Annotated in this window: 17 protein-coding genes; 10 read left to right on the top strand and 7 right to left on the bottom strand. The window is 41.5% G+C overall.

The genetic code is table 11. The features are described 5' to 3' along the window. The first annotated feature begins 219 nt into the window (after positions 1 to 219). Complete coding sequence (locus tag RMY16_RS30520) at positions 220 to 501, top strand: hypothetical protein (RefSeq protein WP_322739504.1); 282 nt, start codon at positions 220 to 222, stop codon at positions 499 to 501. Between the two features lie 443 nt (positions 502 to 944). On the opposite strand, the gene RMY16_RS30515 is transcribed toward RMY16_RS30520, so the two are convergent. Further along, a complete protein-coding gene (locus RMY16_RS30515; protein ID WP_322662636.1) occupies positions 945 to 1,127 on the bottom strand; it encodes a CsbD family protein in 183 nt (60 codons plus the stop codon). 388 nt (positions 1,128 to 1,515) lie between these two features. On the opposite strand from RMY16_RS30515, the gene RMY16_RS30510 reads away from it, so the two are divergent. The 3 genes from RMY16_RS30510 (at position 1,516) to RMY16_RS33215 (ending at position 3,455) form a co-directional block, all read left to right on the top strand. Next, on the top strand, positions 1,516 to 2,403 hold the full coding sequence (locus RMY16_RS30510; RefSeq protein WP_322739503.1) for a TIGR02587 family membrane protein: 888 nt from the start codon (positions 1,516 to 1,518) through the stop codon (positions 2,401 to 2,403). Beyond that, positions 2,400 to 2,795: a TIGR02588 family protein gene (locus RMY16_RS30505; RefSeq protein ID WP_322662632.1), complete on the top strand. Its 396-nt coding sequence runs from the start codon at positions 2,400 to 2,402 to the stop codon at positions 2,793 to 2,795. The genes RMY16_RS30510 and RMY16_RS30505 overlap by 4 nt, the downstream gene beginning before the upstream one ends. A 555-nt stretch (positions 2,796 to 3,350) precedes the next feature. After that, positions 3,351 to 3,455: a hypothetical protein gene (locus tag RMY16_RS33215; RefSeq protein ID WP_416211721.1), complete on the top strand. Its 105-nt coding sequence runs from the start codon at positions 3,351 to 3,353 to the stop codon at positions 3,453 to 3,455. On the opposite strand, the gene RMY16_RS30500 is transcribed toward RMY16_RS33215, so the two are convergent. Next, positions 3,420 to 3,551 carry a hypothetical protein gene (locus RMY16_RS30500; protein ID WP_322662630.1) on the bottom strand — a complete coding sequence of 44 codons (132 nt, stop codon included), beginning with the start codon at positions 3,549 to 3,551 and terminating at the stop codon, positions 3,420 to 3,422. The two genes, RMY16_RS33215 and RMY16_RS30500, sit on opposite strands and share 36 nt — an antisense overlap. Positions 3,552 to 3,678: 127 nt before the next feature. Here RMY16_RS30500 and RMY16_RS30495 point away from each other — a divergent pair, with 127 nt between their 5' ends. From RMY16_RS30495 to RMY16_RS30485, 3 genes are all read left to right on the top strand, one after another. Continuing rightward, the gene (locus RMY16_RS30495) at positions 3,679 to 4,404 is read left to right on the top strand and encodes a hypothetical protein (protein ID WP_322662628.1); all 726 of its coding nucleotides are present in this window, start codon (positions 3,679 to 3,681) and stop codon (positions 4,402 to 4,404) included. A gap of 535 nt (positions 4,405 to 4,939) precedes the next feature. Beyond that, positions 4,940 to 6,160 carry an MFS transporter gene (locus tag RMY16_RS30490; RefSeq protein ID WP_322739502.1) on the top strand — a complete coding sequence of 407 codons (1,221 nt, stop codon included), beginning with the start codon at positions 4,940 to 4,942 and terminating at the stop codon, positions 6,158 to 6,160. 80 nt (positions 6,161 to 6,240) lie between these two features. Then, positions 6,241 to 7,218: a hypothetical protein gene (locus RMY16_RS30485; protein ID WP_322739501.1), complete on the top strand. Its 978-nt coding sequence runs from the start codon at positions 6,241 to 6,243 to the stop codon at positions 7,216 to 7,218. A gap of 461 nt (positions 7,219 to 7,679) precedes the next feature. On the opposite strand, the gene RMY16_RS30480 is transcribed toward RMY16_RS30485, so the two are convergent. Together RMY16_RS30480 and RMY16_RS30475 are read right to left on the bottom strand one after the other, a co-directional pair. Beyond that, entirely contained in the window at positions 7,680 to 9,881 is a 2,202-nt protein-coding gene (locus RMY16_RS30480) for a bluetail domain-containing putative surface protein (protein WP_322739500.1), read from the bottom strand. A 525-nt stretch (positions 9,882 to 10,406) separates the two neighbouring features. Beyond that, positions 10,407 to 11,852, bottom strand: coding sequence for an FAD-binding domain-containing protein (locus RMY16_RS30475; RefSeq protein WP_322739499.1), 1,446 nt, complete (start codon positions 11,850 to 11,852; stop codon positions 10,407 to 10,409). A gap of 449 nt (positions 11,853 to 12,301) precedes the next feature. Here RMY16_RS30475 and RMY16_RS30470 point away from each other — a divergent pair, with 449 nt between their 5' ends. Further along, positions 12,302 to 12,856, top strand: a complete 555-nt coding sequence (locus RMY16_RS30470) for an acireductone dioxygenase (protein ID WP_322739498.1) — start codon at positions 12,302 to 12,304, stop codon at positions 12,854 to 12,856. A gap of 30 nt (positions 12,857 to 12,886) precedes the next feature. Here the strand turns inward: RMY16_RS30470 and RMY16_RS30465 are convergent, their stop codons facing one another. Both RMY16_RS30465 and RMY16_RS30460 read right to left on the bottom strand, forming a co-directional pair. After that, the gene (locus RMY16_RS30465) at positions 12,887 to 13,252 is read right to left on the bottom strand and encodes a hypothetical protein (RefSeq protein WP_322739497.1); all 366 of its coding nucleotides are present in this window, start codon (positions 13,250 to 13,252) and stop codon (positions 12,887 to 12,889) included. A 101-nt stretch (positions 13,253 to 13,353) separates the two neighbouring features. After that, entirely contained in the window at positions 13,354 to 14,151 is a 798-nt protein-coding gene (locus RMY16_RS30460) for a hypothetical protein (protein WP_322662587.1), read from the bottom strand. Between the two features lie 378 nt (positions 14,152 to 14,529). Here RMY16_RS30460 and RMY16_RS30455 point away from each other — a divergent pair, with 378 nt between their 5' ends. Next, on the top strand, positions 14,530 to 14,976 hold the full coding sequence (locus tag RMY16_RS30455) for a molybdopterin-binding protein (RefSeq protein ID WP_322662585.1): 447 nt from the start codon (positions 14,530 to 14,532) through the stop codon (positions 14,974 to 14,976). Positions 14,977 to 15,246: 270 nt separating this feature from the next. Here the strand turns inward: RMY16_RS30455 and shc are convergent, their stop codons facing one another. Then, positions 15,247 to 17,163 carry a squalene--hopene cyclase gene (gene shc / locus RMY16_RS30450; protein ID WP_322739496.1) on the bottom strand — a complete coding sequence of 639 codons (1,917 nt, stop codon included), beginning with the start codon at positions 17,161 to 17,163 and terminating at the stop codon, positions 15,247 to 15,249. A gap of 123 nt (positions 17,164 to 17,286) precedes the next feature. On the opposite strand from shc, the gene RMY16_RS30445 reads away from it, so the two are divergent. Beyond that, the coding region (locus RMY16_RS30445) for a glycosyltransferase (protein ID WP_322739495.1) at positions 17,287 to 18,054 on the top strand (768 nt) is incomplete at its 3' end.

Below are 18,054 nucleotides of genomic sequence, written 5' to 3'. Positions count from 1 at the left end.
ACGACTACCCGAATTCAATAAACGACTACCCGAATTCAATAAACGATCGCCCGAAGAAGCGCTATAAGAACCTGGCAAAGCTTTTTCTATGTAAAAATACTTATAAAACTATTGACGGGTATAAAAATATACTGTAAATTGAAATAAGAAAGGCGATCGCGGACTCTTGGCCGAGGGCGATCGCCTTTCATTTAACCCCTACAATTGGAGTCAACTACGATGATGACACAAGAAAAAAAGTTCGCCAAATCACAACAAAAGCAGTATTTACCTACCCAAGGCAACAACGCGCCCCTTTTGAATCTATCTGACCAAAAACTATCGCCAAAAAGAGAACCGATTAAACATTTATTGATTGGTTCACCAAAAGCCGTTACTAGCACAATTCACTTGTTGCAAGTTCTTGGCTACGCCAACGTTGGTGATTGGAGTGCGCTACTACCAACAGGTAATCCACATGAAGTCATGAGTATTTTAAGCCGTCAGATTTTGATGCAATAACTCAGTCAAACACTGGACTTTTTGCAAAAGTCGGGGTAAAGGGGAAGGTGGGGCCCCCTCTGGGGATAACTACGGTGTACACACAAGTCTGAAATAGTTTACTCACTTGGTTTTTCATGTCAGTTTTACCCCACCCTAACCCTCCCCTTAGAAAGGGGAGGGAACTAGATTTCTTATTTCCCCCCTTTATAAGGGGGGATTAAGGGGGGTAATTTGACTTGTGTGTACACGGTAGCTGGGGATAAGGGGCGGGGGAAAAGGGTAAAAAAACTCAAAATCCTTTCCCTTTAACCTTTTCTCTTTTCCCTTTTCCCTCAGTTAAGCTCACTTTCAGATTTGACGCAATAAAAAACCCCACTAACTTATAGAAAGTGGAGTAATTTCAGTTACAAATTTAGGAGTCAATCATCATTAAAATCGCTATTTGCACTAGACAAGCGAAATTATTCTAAAGCTTTCTTGAGTTCGTCTTTAATATTTTCTACGGTATGAGTAAGTTGGGCTTCAGCTTGCTTTGCTTGTCCTTCAGTTTTATCTTGTGGATTACCTGTGACTTCACCCACAACCTCTTGAATTTTTCCTTCAATATTTTTTGCAGTGGCTTCTATTCTCTTTTCGGCACTCATGGTTTTTATCTCCGGCTTGTAGTTGATTTAGGGAACTCCAAAAATAAGTTACTACTACTTGCAAAGTGGGTCGAAAAGCCCAGTCATTTCACAGGACGGTTGAGACGCTCAACCTACAACTAATAAAATACTTGAGCTATTTTATTACTTGCAAGTCCCCAAGCTATTAAATAATCTAACATCTGTGTATTGTTTTTTACTTCCATCAACCGAGAGAAGATTTTGGTAAATTATATTATCTTAAGATAGATGCTGGTCAGGATTGTAGCAGATAATACAAAATATGAAAATCTGATAAATAAAATTTATATATATTAAAAAAATAACTTTTTCGCAGATAAATGAACTATAAATTAAAACAAAATTTAAATAAAAGGAAAATAAAGGAGTGCCAACAAAAAGTCAAAAAAATGTCTGGGAGAATGAGATTAATGACATCATTCGAGGTGCTTGCGGAGGTTTTTTATTTGGCATACCCTTGTTGTACACAATGGAGGTTTGGTGGATTGGATCGCTGGCAAAACCACAATTTATCATGACGGCGATCGCATTAATGTTTATTGTGGTTTACTTGCTCAATTATACAGAAGGCTTTCGGAAACGCAGATATACAGGCCTCTCTCATCAAGCCGCAATGGATACCGTAGAAGCGATCGCGATCGGCATAGCTTGTTCTACCTTTGTGCTATTACTATTGCGAGAATTGGCACCAGAAACCTCCCTAAAGGAATCTTTAGGTAAAATTATCTTTGAAAGTGTACCGTTTGCTCTTGGTGTAGCATTAGCGAATCAGTTTTTGGGAGAGACTAAAAACAGCAATGGAAAAGGACAAGCAAGCGATCGGGGAAATAGCACAACCAAGAACAAAGGAGATGAGTTACACGCCACTTTTGTGGATGTGGGTGGAACCTTGATTGGTGCAACCATAATTGCATTTAACATCGCTCCTACAGATGAAATTTCTATGCTTGCAGCCGCAAGCTCTCCACCTTGGGAGTTGGCAATGATCGCCGCATCTTTGCTGATTTCTTATGGCATTGTATTTCAGGCAGGTTTTTCTAACCAGCAAAGACGTAAAGAGCAAAAGGGAATTTTTCAACGACCATCGAGCGAAACCATTATGTCCTACTTAGTATCATTGCTAGCAGGTGCTTTTATGCTGTGGTTCTTTCAAAAATTAACTTTTAGCGACCCCTGGACAATGTGGTTAGATCACACATTGATACTGGGTTTACCCGCAACTATTGGTGGTGCAGCCGGAAGGTTAGCAATATGACTGAAACAGAACAACCAAAGCGCTCAATAGCTGAGTGGATAACATTCAGCATCGCCTCATTCATCCTAGCAATTATTGTGAGTTTGGTAGCCTACACTTGGCTGAACGAAAAAAATCAACCTCCGATCCTTTCTGTCACTAAAAAACAAACAATTCGAGAAATTAATGGCCAGTTTTATGTTCCTTTTGAAGTTGTCAATAATGGAGGAGATACAGCTGAGTCAGTTCAGATTATGGCTGAGTTAATGATTGACGGCAAAGTTACAGAAACAGGAGAGCAACAGATCGACTTTTTATCTAGTGGGGAAAGCGAAGAAGGCGCATTTATATTCAGCGATAACCCGCGCCAAGGTCAGTTAAATCTACGTGTTGGTAGCTATAAATTGCCATAGAGGACTGACAAATCAAAAAAATACCCTACAATATTGCATAATCTATTTGTTGGAAGTATACCCGAACTCAACCCTCACCCCGTTTGCTTTCATGGCGGGAACGCTAAGAGCGAACAAGTCGGGCATTGCCTGCCTAAAGCAGTGCGCTAAGAGTTGAGTTTGGTTGTGCTTGCGCGGGTGGGGTATTTCTTTACCTGACGTTGACGTAGCCTCTGTCTTTGACACGCTGTTCGCGATCGCACGAGAAGTTGAAATCTGCTGTATGAGTCCTATATTTTATTGCTTGCCCATATTTTCAACACGATAGCGCCCGCATTTTGATAACCTTGAAGAAATAAAACAATTAAAAAAAATAGATAATCGCATTTTTATTTCACCAGAGATATAAAATAGAATTAACTGTTTTGAGGTAGATTTCATCAGAAATTTATAGTTTTGATATTTGTATCATGTAAATATTACAAATATTAATTACGTTTGATATACATAACTATCAAGGAATATATTCTATATCTATTATTATTGATATTCTTAATGATAATTTATTGACAGAATATTAGTAATGACGACCGGATTTTTGCTCGTAGAGGCAATGACAATATCTCTGCTAGTTTTGGAAATAATCTAATTGATGGTGGAGAGAGGACAATAACAAGTTGACTGGTAATGATCGCCAATGGCACATTTAAGCTCAGTCGGCGCGATCGCAGCAGTTTCTTTAACTCTCTCGAACTGAGCAAAACATTGTCTCATCATCAATATTTAATTGTTGCCTTTTGATGATATTATCTTAAAAAATTAAGGAGAAAACCTTGTGGGAGTTACGCTCAATCAATTATTTAAGTTATCTGTAAAATATTTTTCAGCAATCACAATCATAATAATGGCTATCCCATTACCAGTTAAAGCGGCTACATTTTTAGTAACTGAGCGTGCTAGTTTAGGAGGCAATGATAAAGTTAATTGGGGAAGTTTAGGTAAAGTCTTTAATCCTTCTGCCCCTGATTTTTCTGCTTTTTTACCTAACTCTTTTTCAGCAACATCGCAACGTGGTTTAGGCTTGGATATAAATATAACTCCAACTAATAAGCCTCAAATTACTCCACCATTTGTTTTTCAAACTTTACCTTCACCTGGCATTCGGAGTAACTTCGGTCTAGGTGATTTTATTCTCTTCGGAGGTATAGATCCAACAGGTTTTATCCCTCTTCCTCCTGGTACTCCCGATCCTGGAACTAAGGGGAACGGCGAGCCTTTTTCGATTAGTTTTGCCCAGCCAGTTTTTGGCGCTGGAACTCAAATAGCTGTAGACACTAGTAAATTGAAAATTGAAAATTCGATCGCCGCTTTTGATAATGCCAATAACCTATTGGGTACTTTTTCAGTTCCAAATATTTCGTCCTTAGCATTAGATAATTCGGCGGTATTTTTGGGGATTCGTAGTGATACTGCAAACATCTCACGACTTGTTTTTAGCAGTTCTGCTCCAGAATATGGCTTGGCTATTAATCAGGTAAGCATTCTCGCAACTCCCGAACCAACTTATACCTTAGCGATATTAGCTTTTGGAGTTTCAAGTGCTGTTTTGAAACGACGTAAACATACTTGATACTCCCACAGCATCGAAATAGCTTTCATTTAATAAGTTAGAGATTTCGGACATACTCCAACTTATGTAAGTACGTAACGTAAGTTCCAGATAATTCTTGTCTTTAACCAAATTTAAGTCAATGTTATACAAAGAATTAGAAAACATCATAGACGCTAAGATACAAAAAGCCATACGGAAGCACGAAATTATAGTTGCTTTCATTAGTAGTATTATTGGCTTGATTTTTATCATGGGTTTGTTCCATGCTATTTTGCTTAACCACACTGAAATTCAAACATTTTGCTCATAAGTAGGTTGGCACAATTAAACCGAACTATACAAAGTTTTGTATGGGTAAAGGGAAAAGGTTAAAGGGTAAAGGTTTTTCCCTTTTACCCTTAACCTTTTCCCTTCTTAATTTAGTTGTGTTTTTTAGCACCTACTTACTTAGTGATTCCTGTTTGTAATCAATAGCTATTTACAATCAAACATTCCCTGATGTCTTACAACTAATCCAATTCACACATCTTTTTTATAAAATGGAATTGTACAGATGGAGAATAAAAATAATAACAAGGCTATATTCGTCTTATTTCTGACTGTATTTATAGACTTGCTCGGCTTTGGAATTATTCTGCCGATACTGCCTTTGTATGCTGAACAATTTGGTGCAAAACCTAATGAAGCGACTTTACTTGTAGCTATTTATTCTTTAATGCAGTTCTTATTTGCACCATTATGGGGCAGATTTAGCGATCGCTACGGTCGCCGTCCGATTTTATTACTGACTTTATTCGGTTCGGTAATTGCATACGCAGGCTTAGGTTTTGCCAACTCCTTATGGATTTTGTTTATTGCTCGTAGTTTAGCCGGGATTATGTCAGGGAATATTGCCACTGCTCAGGCATACATAGCAGATATTACCACGCCAACTAATCGAGCTCGTGGCATGGGTGTAATCGGCGCAGCTTTTGGTCTTGGCTTCATTCTCGGCCCAGCGATTGGAGGTCTTCTAATCGGGTCAGATCCGAACAACGCTAACTTTCATTTACCGTCGTTGTTTGCAGCCGGATTATCTTTATTGGCATTTCTTTGTGCTTTGATATTACTTCCAGAATCTCTAAATTCTGAGACTAAAGCCAAAATTCAACTTCATCGCCACCGTCAGCGATCGCTAAACTTGCTACAGTTGTCACAGCGTTCACAGTTTTGTGTACTTGTTGGCATCTACTTTTTAGTTACCTTTGCTGTGGCAGCTATGGACTCTACATTGGCTTTATGGTCTAAGCAGCAATTAAGTTGGGGCCCTCAACAAGCTAGTTATCTTTTTGCCTTCATGGGGATTGTCAGCACAATCATTCAAGGAGGACTAATCGGATTCCTCAAGAAACAATTGGGTGAAATCAAGTTACTTATCTTGGGAATATTAGGATTAGGTTTAGGATTACTGTTAATTGGATTCTCGCAAAGCTTAATTTTATTATTAGTCGCCGCCACACTTGTGGCATGGGGAATTAGTGTTAGTCAACCAATATTGAACAGCTTGATTTCCCAGATGACAGATCCAGAAGAACAAGGACAAATATTAGGAATTGCCAGTTCTTGCTCTGCATTGGCACGCATTGCTGGGCCAACGTGGGCAGGGGTTAGTTTTATGAAATTTGGGAGTTCTGCTCCTTTTTTGAGTGGAACTTTAGTAATGGTAGTAGCTTTGACTCTTAGTTTGCGAGTAACTAAAAGTGCATCTGAGCCAAAAACAGAACGTGTAGCCTAAAAATCTAGGCCTTAATTTAAGAATTACGAACTTGTACTGAGCGACTCGCCCTGAGCGCAGTCGAAGGGAGCCGAAGTATTATGACAGGTCGCAGAGTATTATTTTTAGGCATCTTTGTCAGCATCCTCCTCACCTACGGAATTTGGATCGGTGGGAGCATTCCTGCAAGCATCATCAAACTTCCTGACCAAGGATTAAACTGGTACTATTGGAAGCTTCCTCAACCAACCTTTTGGAGTCGAGCAACGGCTTGGGGTATGTACTTTGGGCATCAGTTTAGCATCTGGGCGTGTCTCTTGTGGGCGCAGCGATCGCAGTTGAAATACAAATCAGCGTTGCACCCGATAAATTACCTCATGCTTGCCATTAATGGTGTATTCATCGCTTTACACTTTCTCCAAACATATATTTGGTACGATGCTCTAGCTCAAGATACTTCAATTTGGGCTTCTCAAGGTGCAGTTGTACTCTTACTAGTCTTCGTACTGATTTTAGAAACACCTCGACGCGGTTTATTTTTTGGCAATTCTGTTCCCTTCCATCAACAATTTTTGCAAATTATCAAACTGTACCACGGCTATTTTTTCTCCTTCGCCGCTATTTATACCTTCTGGTATCACCCAATGGAAGCGACCTTGGGGCACTTGATTGGTTTTCTCTATATGTTCTTGCTTCTGCTCCAATCTTCCTTGATTTTTAACCGCACCCATGTAAACCGTTGGTGGACATTTACTTTGGAGGCTTCAGTTATTTTACATAGTGTAATCGTGTCATTAATACTAGGACAAACCAAGTGGCCCACATTTCTCTTTGGTTTTTTTGGCATTTTGGTACTTACTCAACTTCACGGTTTACCTGTGGGTATCTGGGCTAAACGTACTATCTACGGAGCCTTTTTAGTGAGTGTCCTGGCCGTTTATGCACTGACTGAACGCGGCTTGGGCAGAATTTACGAAGTAACCTATATTCCTCTGATTGAGTTTGGATTAGTTGGTGCAATTTACTTAATTTTCCTACTCATCTTATGGACAATTTCTCGTTTACCAGTCAAGACGTAAGTAATATGATTAGGACTTATGCACACTCTACGATTCTTGGCTTCTTGGCGTCTTCTCTACGAGATGCTACCCGTTCGCCTTTGGCGTCTCGTAGAGAAGGCGGTTCGATAAATTAAGCTTTTTGGCAATTTTTGCGTAAGTCCTAATGATGTCCGGGCAATTAAGCATAAGGGACTTCCAGTTAAAAAAATATCCCATTGTAGAGGCACAAGGCCTTGCGCCTCCACAAATATGCAAATAATTTGGGATAATTTATTTTCTGCAAGTCCCTAATACCCCCAAGCCCACCCCGCCAAAGCTGCGCTTTAGCTCATAATTCCTCTTTTCTCTGTGTTCTCTGCGCCTAATAAGGTTCATTGAAGGAGGCAGAAGGCAGGGAGCTTTCTAGCAAGGGGGATAATAAATTCAAATTTGGACAAAAGGTACGAACCGACGCTCTAGTTTTGGTCAGCAGCATAAAGTTAGACAACTGCTAAATTATTCAAGCTGCCTTTGTAGCCACTAATTTCAATCACAGCATCCGTGAGGGCAGAGAATCCATTAGTGTTATCGTTGAGTGCCAGAAAAGTCTGCCCCTTATTGCCTGTACCAAGGGTAAAAGTTGCCGCACCTTTAGCTACAAAAGCAGTTGCAGTCAATATCTGTTGTACATCAAAAAGATTTAGACTCGCTACTTTGCCAAATTGAACTAAATTAGCAGCGCTAACTGCATACAGCCCATCAATTTTATCTTGAGAAATATTCAAGTCAGTTATTTTATCAAAGCTAGATAGCAGCGAATCACTCAGACTGTTAAACACAAATTTATCAGCGCCACAACCACCTGTGAGAATATCACGCCCAGCACCACCATTGAGGATGTCATTACCATTACCACCAACTAGTTTGTCATTTCCGGCTAATCCAAAGAGTTGATCGTTGCCGTTTTTGCCGGAAATTTGATCGTTACCAGCCCTACCACTGAGTTGATCTGCATCCTTACCACCGTTTAAAGTAATCTTTGGCACATTTCCGTCTGTGGTGGTTTTGCTAATTAATTGACCATTGGTATCATACAGATAAGTGGCAACTGCATTAGTAATGCCATCACTGTTGTTGTCAATATCTGCGGAAATTAGTTTGCCATTGCGATCGTAGTTGAAAGTGGTAATCTCATCAGGAATGCCATCATTATTTTTGTCAGCTACCTGTGCAGCGAGTTTGCCGTTAGCGTCGTAACTATAAACGGTGACTTCATCAAATATGCCATCATCATTATTGTCAATTTTTTGTGATGTCAGCTTGCCGTTAAAATCGTAGCTGTAGATGCCAACTGCATCAATTACACCATCATTGTTGAAGTCATAGCTGGCGGATGCGCGTTCATAAGTAGAGGTTTCGACAAAATCAGGTTTGCCGTCGCCGTAGCCCAAGTATGTCCTGTTGCCCTTGGCATCATAAGTAGAGATTTCGACGTATTCCGGTATGCCGTCTGCTAGGTAGTCACGGCTAAAGTATGTCTTGTTGCCCTTGGCATCATAAATAGAGGTTTGGACATAATCAACTTTGCCGTCTGCTTGGTAGTCTGCCCTCAAGGATGTAAACTTGCCATTAGCATCATAAGTATAGGTTTCGACATAATCAACTTTGCCGTCTCCGTTGTCGTCACGGCTCTCGGATGTCTGGTTGCCCTTGGCATCATAAGTAAGGGTTTTGACAGAATCCGGTATGCCGTCGTCGTTAGTATCATAACTTATGGATGTAAACTTGCCGTTGTCATCATAAGTAGAGGTTTCGACATAATCCATGAAGTCGTTGCCGTCACGGCTATGGGATGTTTGGTTGCCCTTGGCATCATAAGTAAAGGTTTCGATATAATCCGGTATGCCGTCGCGGTTGTAGTCACGGCTATCGGATGTCAGGTTGCCTTTGGCATCATAAGTAAGGGTTTTGACAGAATCCGGTACGCCGTCGCCGTTGTTGTCATAGCTAGTAGATGTCAACTTGCCGTTGGCATCATAAGTAGAGGTTTCGATATAACCCGGTATGCCGTCACCGTTGATGTCAGAGCTATAAGATGTCTGGTTGCCCCTGGCATCATAAGTAAAGGTTTCGACAGAATCCGGTATGCCGTCGGCCTTGTTGTCATAGCTCACTGATGTCTTGTTGCCCCTGGCATCATAAGTATAGCTGTAGACAGAATCAACTTTGCCGTCGCCGTTGTCGTCAGAGTTCTGGGATGTCAGGTTGCCGTTGGCATCATAAGTAGAGGTGGAGGCATAATCCAGTATGCCGTCGCCGTTGTCGTCATGGCTAGTAGATGTCAACTTGCCGTTGGCATCATAAGTATAGGTTTTGACATAACTCGGTAAGCTGGGGTCGGCATCTTTGACATCACGGCTCTCGAATGTCAGGTTGCCCCTGGCATCATAAGTATAGGTTTCGACATTATCCGGTATGCCGTCGCCGTTGTAGTCAGAGCTCACTGATGTCTGGTTGCCTTTGGCATCATAAGTAAAGGTTTTGACATAATTAGTGCCGTTGACGTTGTTGCCATAGTTTGTGGATGTCCGAGCATAGCGGTAGGTAATAACTGAGTCTACTATCCCATCACTGTTGTTGTCTGTCCTCTCAGATATCACTTTGCCATCGATATCGTAAGTGTAAGTTGTGGTTGAGGTCATAAATTGGTCTTGTGTTCCTTATCTGTTTGATTCCAGTTGTGTACTGCTAAGTATTTTCTTGCAATTCCTATGTTCTGCAAAATCTTTTTATACTTACTTATTGTAGATAGTTAAATGTCTTTTTGCTACATCAGCTATGAAAATGACAATAAGTTTTGAGTCAATCTTTTTAATCACATTAACGCTGTGTGCAACTTTCTCTCAAATCTAACCCCCAACCCCTTCCCTACTAGCCTTAGGGAGCAAGAATCAAAGCCTAAAATATTTACAGTCATTGTGAGCGATCGCAATGACATTGTGTAATTAATTCTGTCTGACTACTTAATTTAGATGTGATCGCCCTATAGCAAAATTTTTATTATGATACGGCGTTGCTGATTAGATGTATGAATCTTGGTTTAGAGACATTGCATTGCAACGTCTCTACAAGGGTTTTGAAATCACGCAAAATCATTTTTATACCTGAATTCAGCAACGCCTATGATACAATATCAACTCTAAACTAACATTAAAAAATTCACAATTTTACTCACCACTACTAATAATTTTTTGCTGTTGATAACGTTGTTTAAACTGCTGTTGCTGTATTTTATGATCCACAATTGGGTCAGGATAGCCAACAGCATGACGTTCTAAAGGTGGAATTTTCCCAGTAACTAAATATTCTGTATCTACAGACCGCAATTCTGATACCCATTGCCGAATATATTCCCCTTCTGGATCGAATTTTTGTGTTTGACTGGCTGGGTTAAAAATCCGTACAGGTTTGGGGTCCATGCCGCTAGAAGCACTCCATTGCCAACCGCCATTATTTGCAGATAAATCACCATCAATCAGGTGCTGCATAAAGTATTTTTCTCCCAATTGGGGATTAATTAGCAAATCTTTAGTAAGGAAACTGGCAACAATCATTCGACAACGGTTGTGCATCCAGCCACTTTCATTCATCTGGCGCATTGCTGCATCCACAATGGGGTAGCCTGTTTTCCCCTCACACCAAGCTTGGAAATGTTCTTCGTTAGTTTCCCAAGGAAAGTTCTTAAAGCTATCGCGGAAAGCACCATCAGCTAATTCCGGGAAGTTATACATTGCGTGTTGATAAAACTCCCGCCAAGCTAATTCCTGTTGCCATGTGCGGATATTAACTGCTGTTTCCTCACTGCGGCTATTTTCTAGTGCTTCTACCGTGGCTTGCCAAACGGTGCGAATGCCAATTACGCCAAATTTTAAAGCTGCACTCAATTGTGATGTACCGTCCACTGCGGGGAAATTTCGCTGTTCTTGATATTCAGTAATGGCTTTATTAGTAAATTCTTCTAATCGTTCTTGTGCCGCCGCTTCTCCTAGTGAAATAATTAATTGTTCATCCCAGATGAATCCTAAATCTTTTGCTGAAGGTAGTGCCAAGGCTCCTGCAAGTTCGGCAATTTCCTGTTCAGCTTCCGTTAATCCCTCAACATTTTGCAGTGTTTCTACTGGTTGAGCCTTCGGTTTAGCAATCCAATTTTTCCAGAAGGGTGTGTAAACCGTGTAAGGACTGTTACTACCCGTGCGTAACTCCTCTGGAGAGTTGAGGATTTGATCCCAGTTTTGGTTAAGAAACTCAATACTTTTTTCTTTGAGAGCATTTATGATGGTGCGATCGCGTTCTTGCGAATAAGGTTCTACATCCCAATTCCAAAAAACAGCTTTGGCATGTATTGCCTCGGCTAAAGCTGGTATTGCTTGTACAGGATCGGCGTGGAGTATTAACAGCTGGCTGCCAACTTGAGCATATCGCTCTTGGAGTTTCTGCAAACAACCAATCATATAAGTTATTTTCACAGGAGCAACATCATCCCGTTCCAGAAGATTCGGATCGAGGCAAAACACGCCCACTACCTTCGGACTTTGCCGTTTTGCCGCAGCCAGTCCCGTATTATCAGAAATGCGTAAATCGCGCCGATGCCAAAACAGAATTAAGTCAGACATTCCATGCTGGATATAGTTCACCCGTACTAGCTTAGATGCTAGTGGTACCAATAAGCATCATTCTGGCGATAAATTTATTCTTTTAATGAGCATTGGGCGTTAGGAGTGCTAAGTGCTGAGTTAGGAGTTAGGAGTTAATATCTGATTCGTAAAGAAAATCTTAAGGATACTCAGACCTCGTAACGATCTGAGTTTCAGCGAATAAGTGCTTTATTGACTAAAATTCCTGAAACCCTTACAAGACAAGTACTTTACTTGAATTTACAAATTAGCTCTAAGAGTTAAGAGTTAGGAGTTTTGTTTATCTCCTTGTCCCCTTGTCCCCTCATCTCCCCTGCTCCCTGCTCCCTGCTCCCCTGCGCCCATTCCCCGGTTTCTCAATCGGGAATAGTGGCTTTTCATCTTAAAATTGAGTATACTCTTCTTAACAGTTAATTAGTCTTTTTGTCATGGCTAACCTACTACTTGACGACGGTACGATTGAAAGCGATTTAGACGAAATAGCCCGCGAACTTGCGCCTCTTGGCATTCAACTCAAACACTACGACCCAGGAACATCGCTACTCTTCCCTAATCTGCTAGACCAGGACGTATTAACTGAGGCTGAGAAACGTTATTGCGTAGAACTCCATAACAGCGTTTTTGAATTTCTTCAGCAAGAAAATGGCGCTCTTTGGTGTGACTTACTAAATGTGCATCCAGGTTCGTTCAATCTTCACAATCTGATCGCAACCTACGGTCGTTACCATACTCATCCTGCGCCTGAACCTGTCTATGTGTTGGCAGGAGAAATGATTTATGGCTTTGTGCGAGGTGATGGCAGCCAGGTACAGCTTTTAGTTCAGGCACAAGACTATCTTTATATCCCCGCCGGCGTTGAGCATTGGTGCAGCCCAACTGCATCGTTGAATTTCAAAGGGATACGCTATTTTGCGATCGCAGAAGGTTGGGTTCCCAATTATACAGGGACTCAAGTGAGTGATTCGATCCAAAAGCCGCGTTAAAGCTCATTTATACACGTCCTTTGGCCCACCTCACGAAATCGCGTTGCTCCCTCCTAAGCCTTGTGAAATGCGCTGTCTTTGAGTATATCCTGTAGTCTTTAAAGCAACAGTCTCAATTCGACTGTAAAGGAACTGGGGCAAAAGCCGAAGGAAATAGGCAGCTCCCAGGGTCAAAAGTGTACGGCGTGGTTCTTTAGAGAGAATACGCCAGTTGGTTGCTAATGCTCGATTCACCAACTTCACAGCCATTGCACCATCTTGCAGGCTGACTGCTCTACGCGCTAAGTACCGCAACTGGTAAGCTCTAGCCAGTGTTTCCCATTGATTAACTATTTCTGGGGCGTATAAACGTGCCCTAGAGATTGCCAATTCCCAAGAATCTAACTGCTTAAGCAAGTTGGCTGATAGTCCTCCTGAATTTACCCTATAGAACCCATTTGCTCAACAGCAGCAGATTTAAGCCGTTGGTTCAATAGTGTTAAACAAAGCTAACCACTTTACTCAACTTCCTCACAATGAATTAACAGCTTTTCCATCGCTTCTGCTAGAGAAATCAATTCTGTCCAAGAGGAACCACTAACTAAATTTTGGGCGTGAGCTAATCGGTTTCGCAACTGTTCAGCAGACTTGAGGAAACGTTCGCCAAACCGTTTTGATTTTAATCCTAGTTGCTGGAGGAGTTCTGGTTGATTTAAAATTAACTCTCGCTTATCACAGAATTGTAGATAATCTAACAAATCGGTGGCTTCGTTTCTTTCCAGACTCTCTCGCCATAGTCGTTGAGCAACTTCTAAACGCTCAGGTTTAAGTACTTTTTGCCAAGAATCTTGGGGATAGTAAATCCGCACCAGCCGCAGCAAATTCATTTCTAGCAGCGTTACTAAGCCAAACAGTAGCATTCGCACGGGTGCTTTCTGCAAATCACCACAGGTAACAATACCACTTACCTGATTGCAATCTAAGACAAACAATCGCGGAGTTTGCTGCAAAATGGGTAGCAACTTAATCAGTGGGGTAGAAATGGCAATTAGTTCTTTGGGATGAAACACCCGTTGATAGTCGCTACATTTACCTTTTTTGCCTGGGATCAAACTAGAGCGTTCTACATAACCGCTAATAATATCTCCCGTCTCCACGCCGATAACATCAAAATTTTGTGCTTGCATCCAATGCAGCACTTCTTTCGCCTCCGCATCAGCTGGCATAGCTTTCAGTGGTTCTGCCACGTATTCAATGGTGATATTGTTCTCAAATAAACTCCGCAAGTCTTGAGAACGTGATTTTAGGTGTTTCATCCCCCCGCTGTGAACTCACGTTAAATAATCCTACGGCACTCACGCCATGTCTGCGACGGGCTATTCGGCGTCGCCAGTGGAATTTTCTGTTAGATTATCCTTGCGTAAGCGTAGCTATCCCAACAAATACCATAGACTAATGTTATACCATCTTAGTTGGTATCATTTTAGTGATAATTTAGACAATTTCAAGTAACAAAATATTTCGCATCTAGAAAAAAATAAATATATATGTAGTTAACTATATGAGAATGGTTGATTAATTTGCGATAAAAATGCCGAAAATACCGAAAAAAAAATGTTATTACTAAAACGACGTATCGAATTGACACTTGGTAGAATTTTACTAAGATAACCAAAATTGATAATAATATTATTATGCCAAGAAAAGAACAAGGATGGGTTACATTTCAAACCTCAGAAGACGAGCGGAAGATTCTAGAGGAGTTCTGCGAACAGTCTCAACGCACCAAGACTGAGATTCTGCGGGAACTTGTGCGTAGTCTCACTCAGCAGTCCTCAACACCAATATCACCAGCAACTCAGCAAGAAAAACAGGAAGATATCTATTACACTCAAAAGCCTGACATAGAAAGTAGTATTCACAAGAAATCACTAAAAGTTAGCTCTCGCAATATTCTTAAAGGTGTGGTTAAACGAGTTGTTTATGGAGCAGTTAATAGTGAGGTAACTTTGGAAATTGTTCACAAAGTAGAATTAACTTCGATTATCACCAGAGCTTCCGCAGAAGAGTTGGAATTATCTGAGGGAAAAGAAGCTTATGCAGTTATTAAATCTAATGATATTGTCATTGCTAGAGAATAGAATTAAATATTAAGATAATAAACTTTCTTTACTTGAGTAAATATAGTTGATGCGATCGCTTATGTAATAACCAATACTTTTGGGTTAAGGGGGAAAGGGGAAAGGGAAAAGGTTTGAATTTACCTTTCCCCGCAAACCCATCAACCTTTCCCCCAGACCAAAAAAGAGATTGTTGGGTTTATCCGAAAAGTATTGATGTAATAACTGTTTTCGTATCAATGGAATACACGATAAGGTAGCATAGGTGTGCTACCTTACTAAAAACGAATATTAACCTTCTTTAATCGCTGCTTGATAGCGACCTAGTGCGATTAAAGGAAAGTATTGTTGATACATATGATACTTGAGATAAAAATGGCAAGGGAAGCCAGTACCTGTAAAGTCCGCCTCAAACCAAGTACCATCCGGCTGTTGAGTTGCCACCAGATAGTCAATTCCCCGCTCAATCACCTCAAGAACTAATTTACCTGTTGCTTCACCTGCGGCCAAAAGGCCAATTAAAGCCCAAGCAGTTTGAGATGCAGTACTATTTCCTTTTCCTTTGAGACTGGGATCGTCGTAGCTGCGGCAAGTCTCGCCCCAACCACCATCTGGATTTTGACATCCAACTAACCAAGCTGCTCCTCGTTCTATATTGAGTTTATACTTTTGAGGATCGATTAACGCCAAAGCTGATAAAACGCCACTGGTACCGTAGATATAATTTACACCCCAACGACCAAACCAACACCCTTCGGTTTCTTGTTCGTGCAAAAGATAAGTAAGCGATCGCTCCAAATTATAATTATCAATTGACAAATCACAAGCACCAAGCATTTCTAGTACTCTAGCCGTAACATCTGCGGTGTTTGGATCGATCATGGCTTTCAAATCGCCATAAGGGATAGAGTTGAGCCAATCTTGATCGTTGTCCAAATCAAAAGCAGCCCATCCACCGGGTTTACATTGCATAGATGCAATCCAATTTAAGGCACGAGCGATCGCAGCCTGCTTGATTTTCTCATTAGGAAGTTTTGCCAAATGTAAAGCCATCACCACCACCGCCGAGTCGTCTACATCGGGATAAAAGCGATTCTCAAATTCAAACGCCCAAGCCCCTGGTTTTCCCTGGCGATTTTTGACAGCCCAATCTCCGTAATCTAAAATTTGTTTTTGCAACAACCATTCTCCAGCCTTTACTACAGCTGGATGATCTGGTGCAAAGCCAGATTCTACCAAGGCACGCATCACCCAAGCAGTATCCCAAACTGGTGAAACACAAGGCTGTACCCGGTAGCTATTTTCTGTTTCAATGGCAAAGTTATCAATTGCTTGCAAACCTCGTTCCACAATCGGATCGCTTCTGTCATAGTCCAGACATCGCAAAGCCAGCATTGAATTCAACATCGCCGGAATAATGCCGCCCCAGTCGCCTGTAGCTTCTTGGCGCTCTAAAATCCATTTTTCGGCGGCTTTGATGCCTTCTTGACGGAAAGGGACTAAATTAAGGCTTTCTGCCAGCTTAAACCCCTGATCGAGGGTGAGGAATAAATCTGTCCAATCGCCACTTTGGGGTAATTCCCACTGGACTCGATCGACACCTTCAGCGTATAGCTCATCTAGATTGATTGCTGAGTCGGTGAGATAAACAGGTTTGCGATCGCATACAATCAGCAACGGCACAGTACTAGAACGTGCCCAGCTAGACATTTCGTAGATATTGACAGGAAAAGCTTTTGGCAACAGCATTATCCAAGGTGGTAGCGAGGGAATACCGCGCCAGTTGTAGCAGCCAATCAAGGCTAGGTGTAACTTGGTAAAAATCCGAGTTTTGCTGATACCACCTCCTTGCAGAATAAAAGCTTGCGCCCGAATCATCGCCGGATCGGTTGCTGGTACACCCAATAGTTTCAGCGCCATGTAGGCTTCAACTGAGGTGCTAAGTTCTCCGCCATCACCGTAATAAAGTTCCCAACCGCCATGCTCTCGTTGCTCTTGACGCAGATATGCTTCAACTTTGTGTAAAGGTCTGCTTTGGTCTGTTCCCCAAATCTTATGTAAAAGGACGACTTCAGCAGTGATGGTGACATTGGATTCTAACTCTGCCCACCAATAACCTGCTGGGTTTTGAATTGAAAGCAAATATTGTTGGCTGGCTGCGATCGCATCTGCGACTTGATTGACTTTTACCCTGTCTTGTGTTTGCATCAAATACTATTTAACCTCAACACCCAACACTAGTTTTGAATACGGTATTACAGCGAAAAAATTTTTTTCCTGTATCAATAGACATAGTATTCTGTCTGAGTCACTGATAATTTGCAATAGGTCATGGATGTAATTGTATTAGGATTGATGCTCTTATCCTTGACAATTTGGTTAGGATTACTGGGTTTTTGGGGACAGTTTTGGCGGACAGACCAGCAATTAGAGGTGATAAAAACTCAGCTAGAATCGTTACCTGTGGTTTGTGCCGTGGTTCCAGCCCGTAATGAAGCTGAGTTAATACCAACTAGTTTGCGATCGCTCCTACTTCAAGATTATCCTGGTTCTTTCAACGTGTTTTTGGTAGACGATCGCAGCACAGACCGGACTGCAAATTTTGCTGAAGGGGTTGCACACGCTGTAGGTAAACCTCAGCAATTGCATATTATCTCTGGCGAACCACTGCCCCCCGGTTGGTCGGGCAAACTTTGGGCAGTTGAGCAAGGTATAAAGAGGGCTAGTAAATTTGCACCAGATTATTTTTTGCTGACTGACGCAGATATCGAACACGATCCTGGTAATCTCCGCCGACTTGTTGCTAAAGCTGTGCAGGAAGATTTAGACTTGGTTTCGGTAATGGTGCGACTCAGGTGTGAAAGCTTTTGGGAAAAACTTTTGATTCCAGCTTTTGTCTTTTTCTTCCAAAAACTCTATCCGTTTCACTGGGTTAATGATCTAAACAATCCCACAGCCGCCGCAGCTGGGGGATCTATTCTGATCGCCCGTGAAGCTTTAGAGCGAATCGGAGGTATTCAAGTCATTCGCCAAGCTTTAATTGATGATTGTGCCCTAGCTCAGGCTGTTAAGAATGGGGGAGCAGGGGAGCAGAGGAGC

Source organism: Nostoc sp. DedQUE12b (assembly GCF_034530835.1).
In the GTDB taxonomy this organism is placed as follows: Bacteria; Cyanobacteriota; Cyanobacteriia; order Cyanobacteriales; family Nostocaceae; genus Nostoc.
The sequence above is the reverse complement of the archived record's forward strand: the minus strand, read 5'-3'. Positions and strand labels throughout refer to the sequence as shown.

What these genes read in the sequence shown, in the direction of transcription:
- RMY16_RS30480 (WP_322739500.1), bottom strand. Translation starts at nt 9,881, where the DNA reads ATGACCTCAACCACAACTTACACTTACGATATCGATGGCAAAGTGATA.
- RMY16_RS30485 (WP_322739501.1), top strand. Translation starts at nt 6,241, where the DNA reads ATGACAGGTCGCAGAGTATTATTTTTAGGCATCTTTGTCAGCATCCTC.
- RMY16_RS30475 (WP_322739499.1), bottom strand. Translation starts at nt 11,852, where the DNA reads ATGTCTGACTTAATTCTGTTTTGGCATCGGCGCGATTTACGCATTTCT.
- RMY16_RS30455 (WP_322662585.1), top strand. Translation starts at nt 14,530, where the DNA reads ATGCCAAGAAAAGAACAAGGATGGGTTACATTTCAAACCTCAGAAGAC.
- RMY16_RS30505 (WP_322662632.1), top strand. Translation starts at nt 2,400, where the DNA reads ATGACTGAAACAGAACAACCAAAGCGCTCAATAGCTGAGTGGATAACA.
- RMY16_RS30515 (WP_322662636.1), bottom strand. Translation starts at nt 1,127, where the DNA reads ATGAGTGCCGAAAAGAGAATAGAAGCCACTGCAAAAAATATTGAAGGA.
- RMY16_RS30495 (WP_322662628.1), top strand. Translation starts at nt 3,679, where the DNA reads ATGGCTATCCCATTACCAGTTAAAGCGGCTACATTTTTAGTAACTGAG.
- shc (WP_322739496.1), bottom strand. Translation starts at nt 17,163, where the DNA reads ATGCAAACACAAGACAGGGTAAAAGTCAATCAAGTCGCAGATGCGATC.
- RMY16_RS30490 (WP_322739502.1), top strand. Translation starts at nt 4,940, where the DNA reads ATGGAGAATAAAAATAATAACAAGGCTATATTCGTCTTATTTCTGACT.
- RMY16_RS30500 (WP_322662630.1), bottom strand. Translation starts at nt 3,551, where the DNA reads ATGATGAGACAATGTTTTGCTCAGTTCGAGAGAGTTAAAGAAACTGCT.
- RMY16_RS30520 (WP_322739504.1), top strand. Translation starts at nt 220, where the DNA reads ATGATGACACAAGAAAAAAAGTTCGCCAAATCACAACAAAAGCAGTAT.
- RMY16_RS30460 (WP_322662587.1), bottom strand. Translation starts at nt 14,151, where the DNA reads ATGAAACACCTAAAATCACGTTCTCAAGACTTGCGGAGTTTATTTGAG.
- RMY16_RS30470 (WP_322739498.1), top strand. Translation starts at nt 12,302, where the DNA reads ATGGCTAACCTACTACTTGACGACGGTACGATTGAAAGCGATTTAGAC.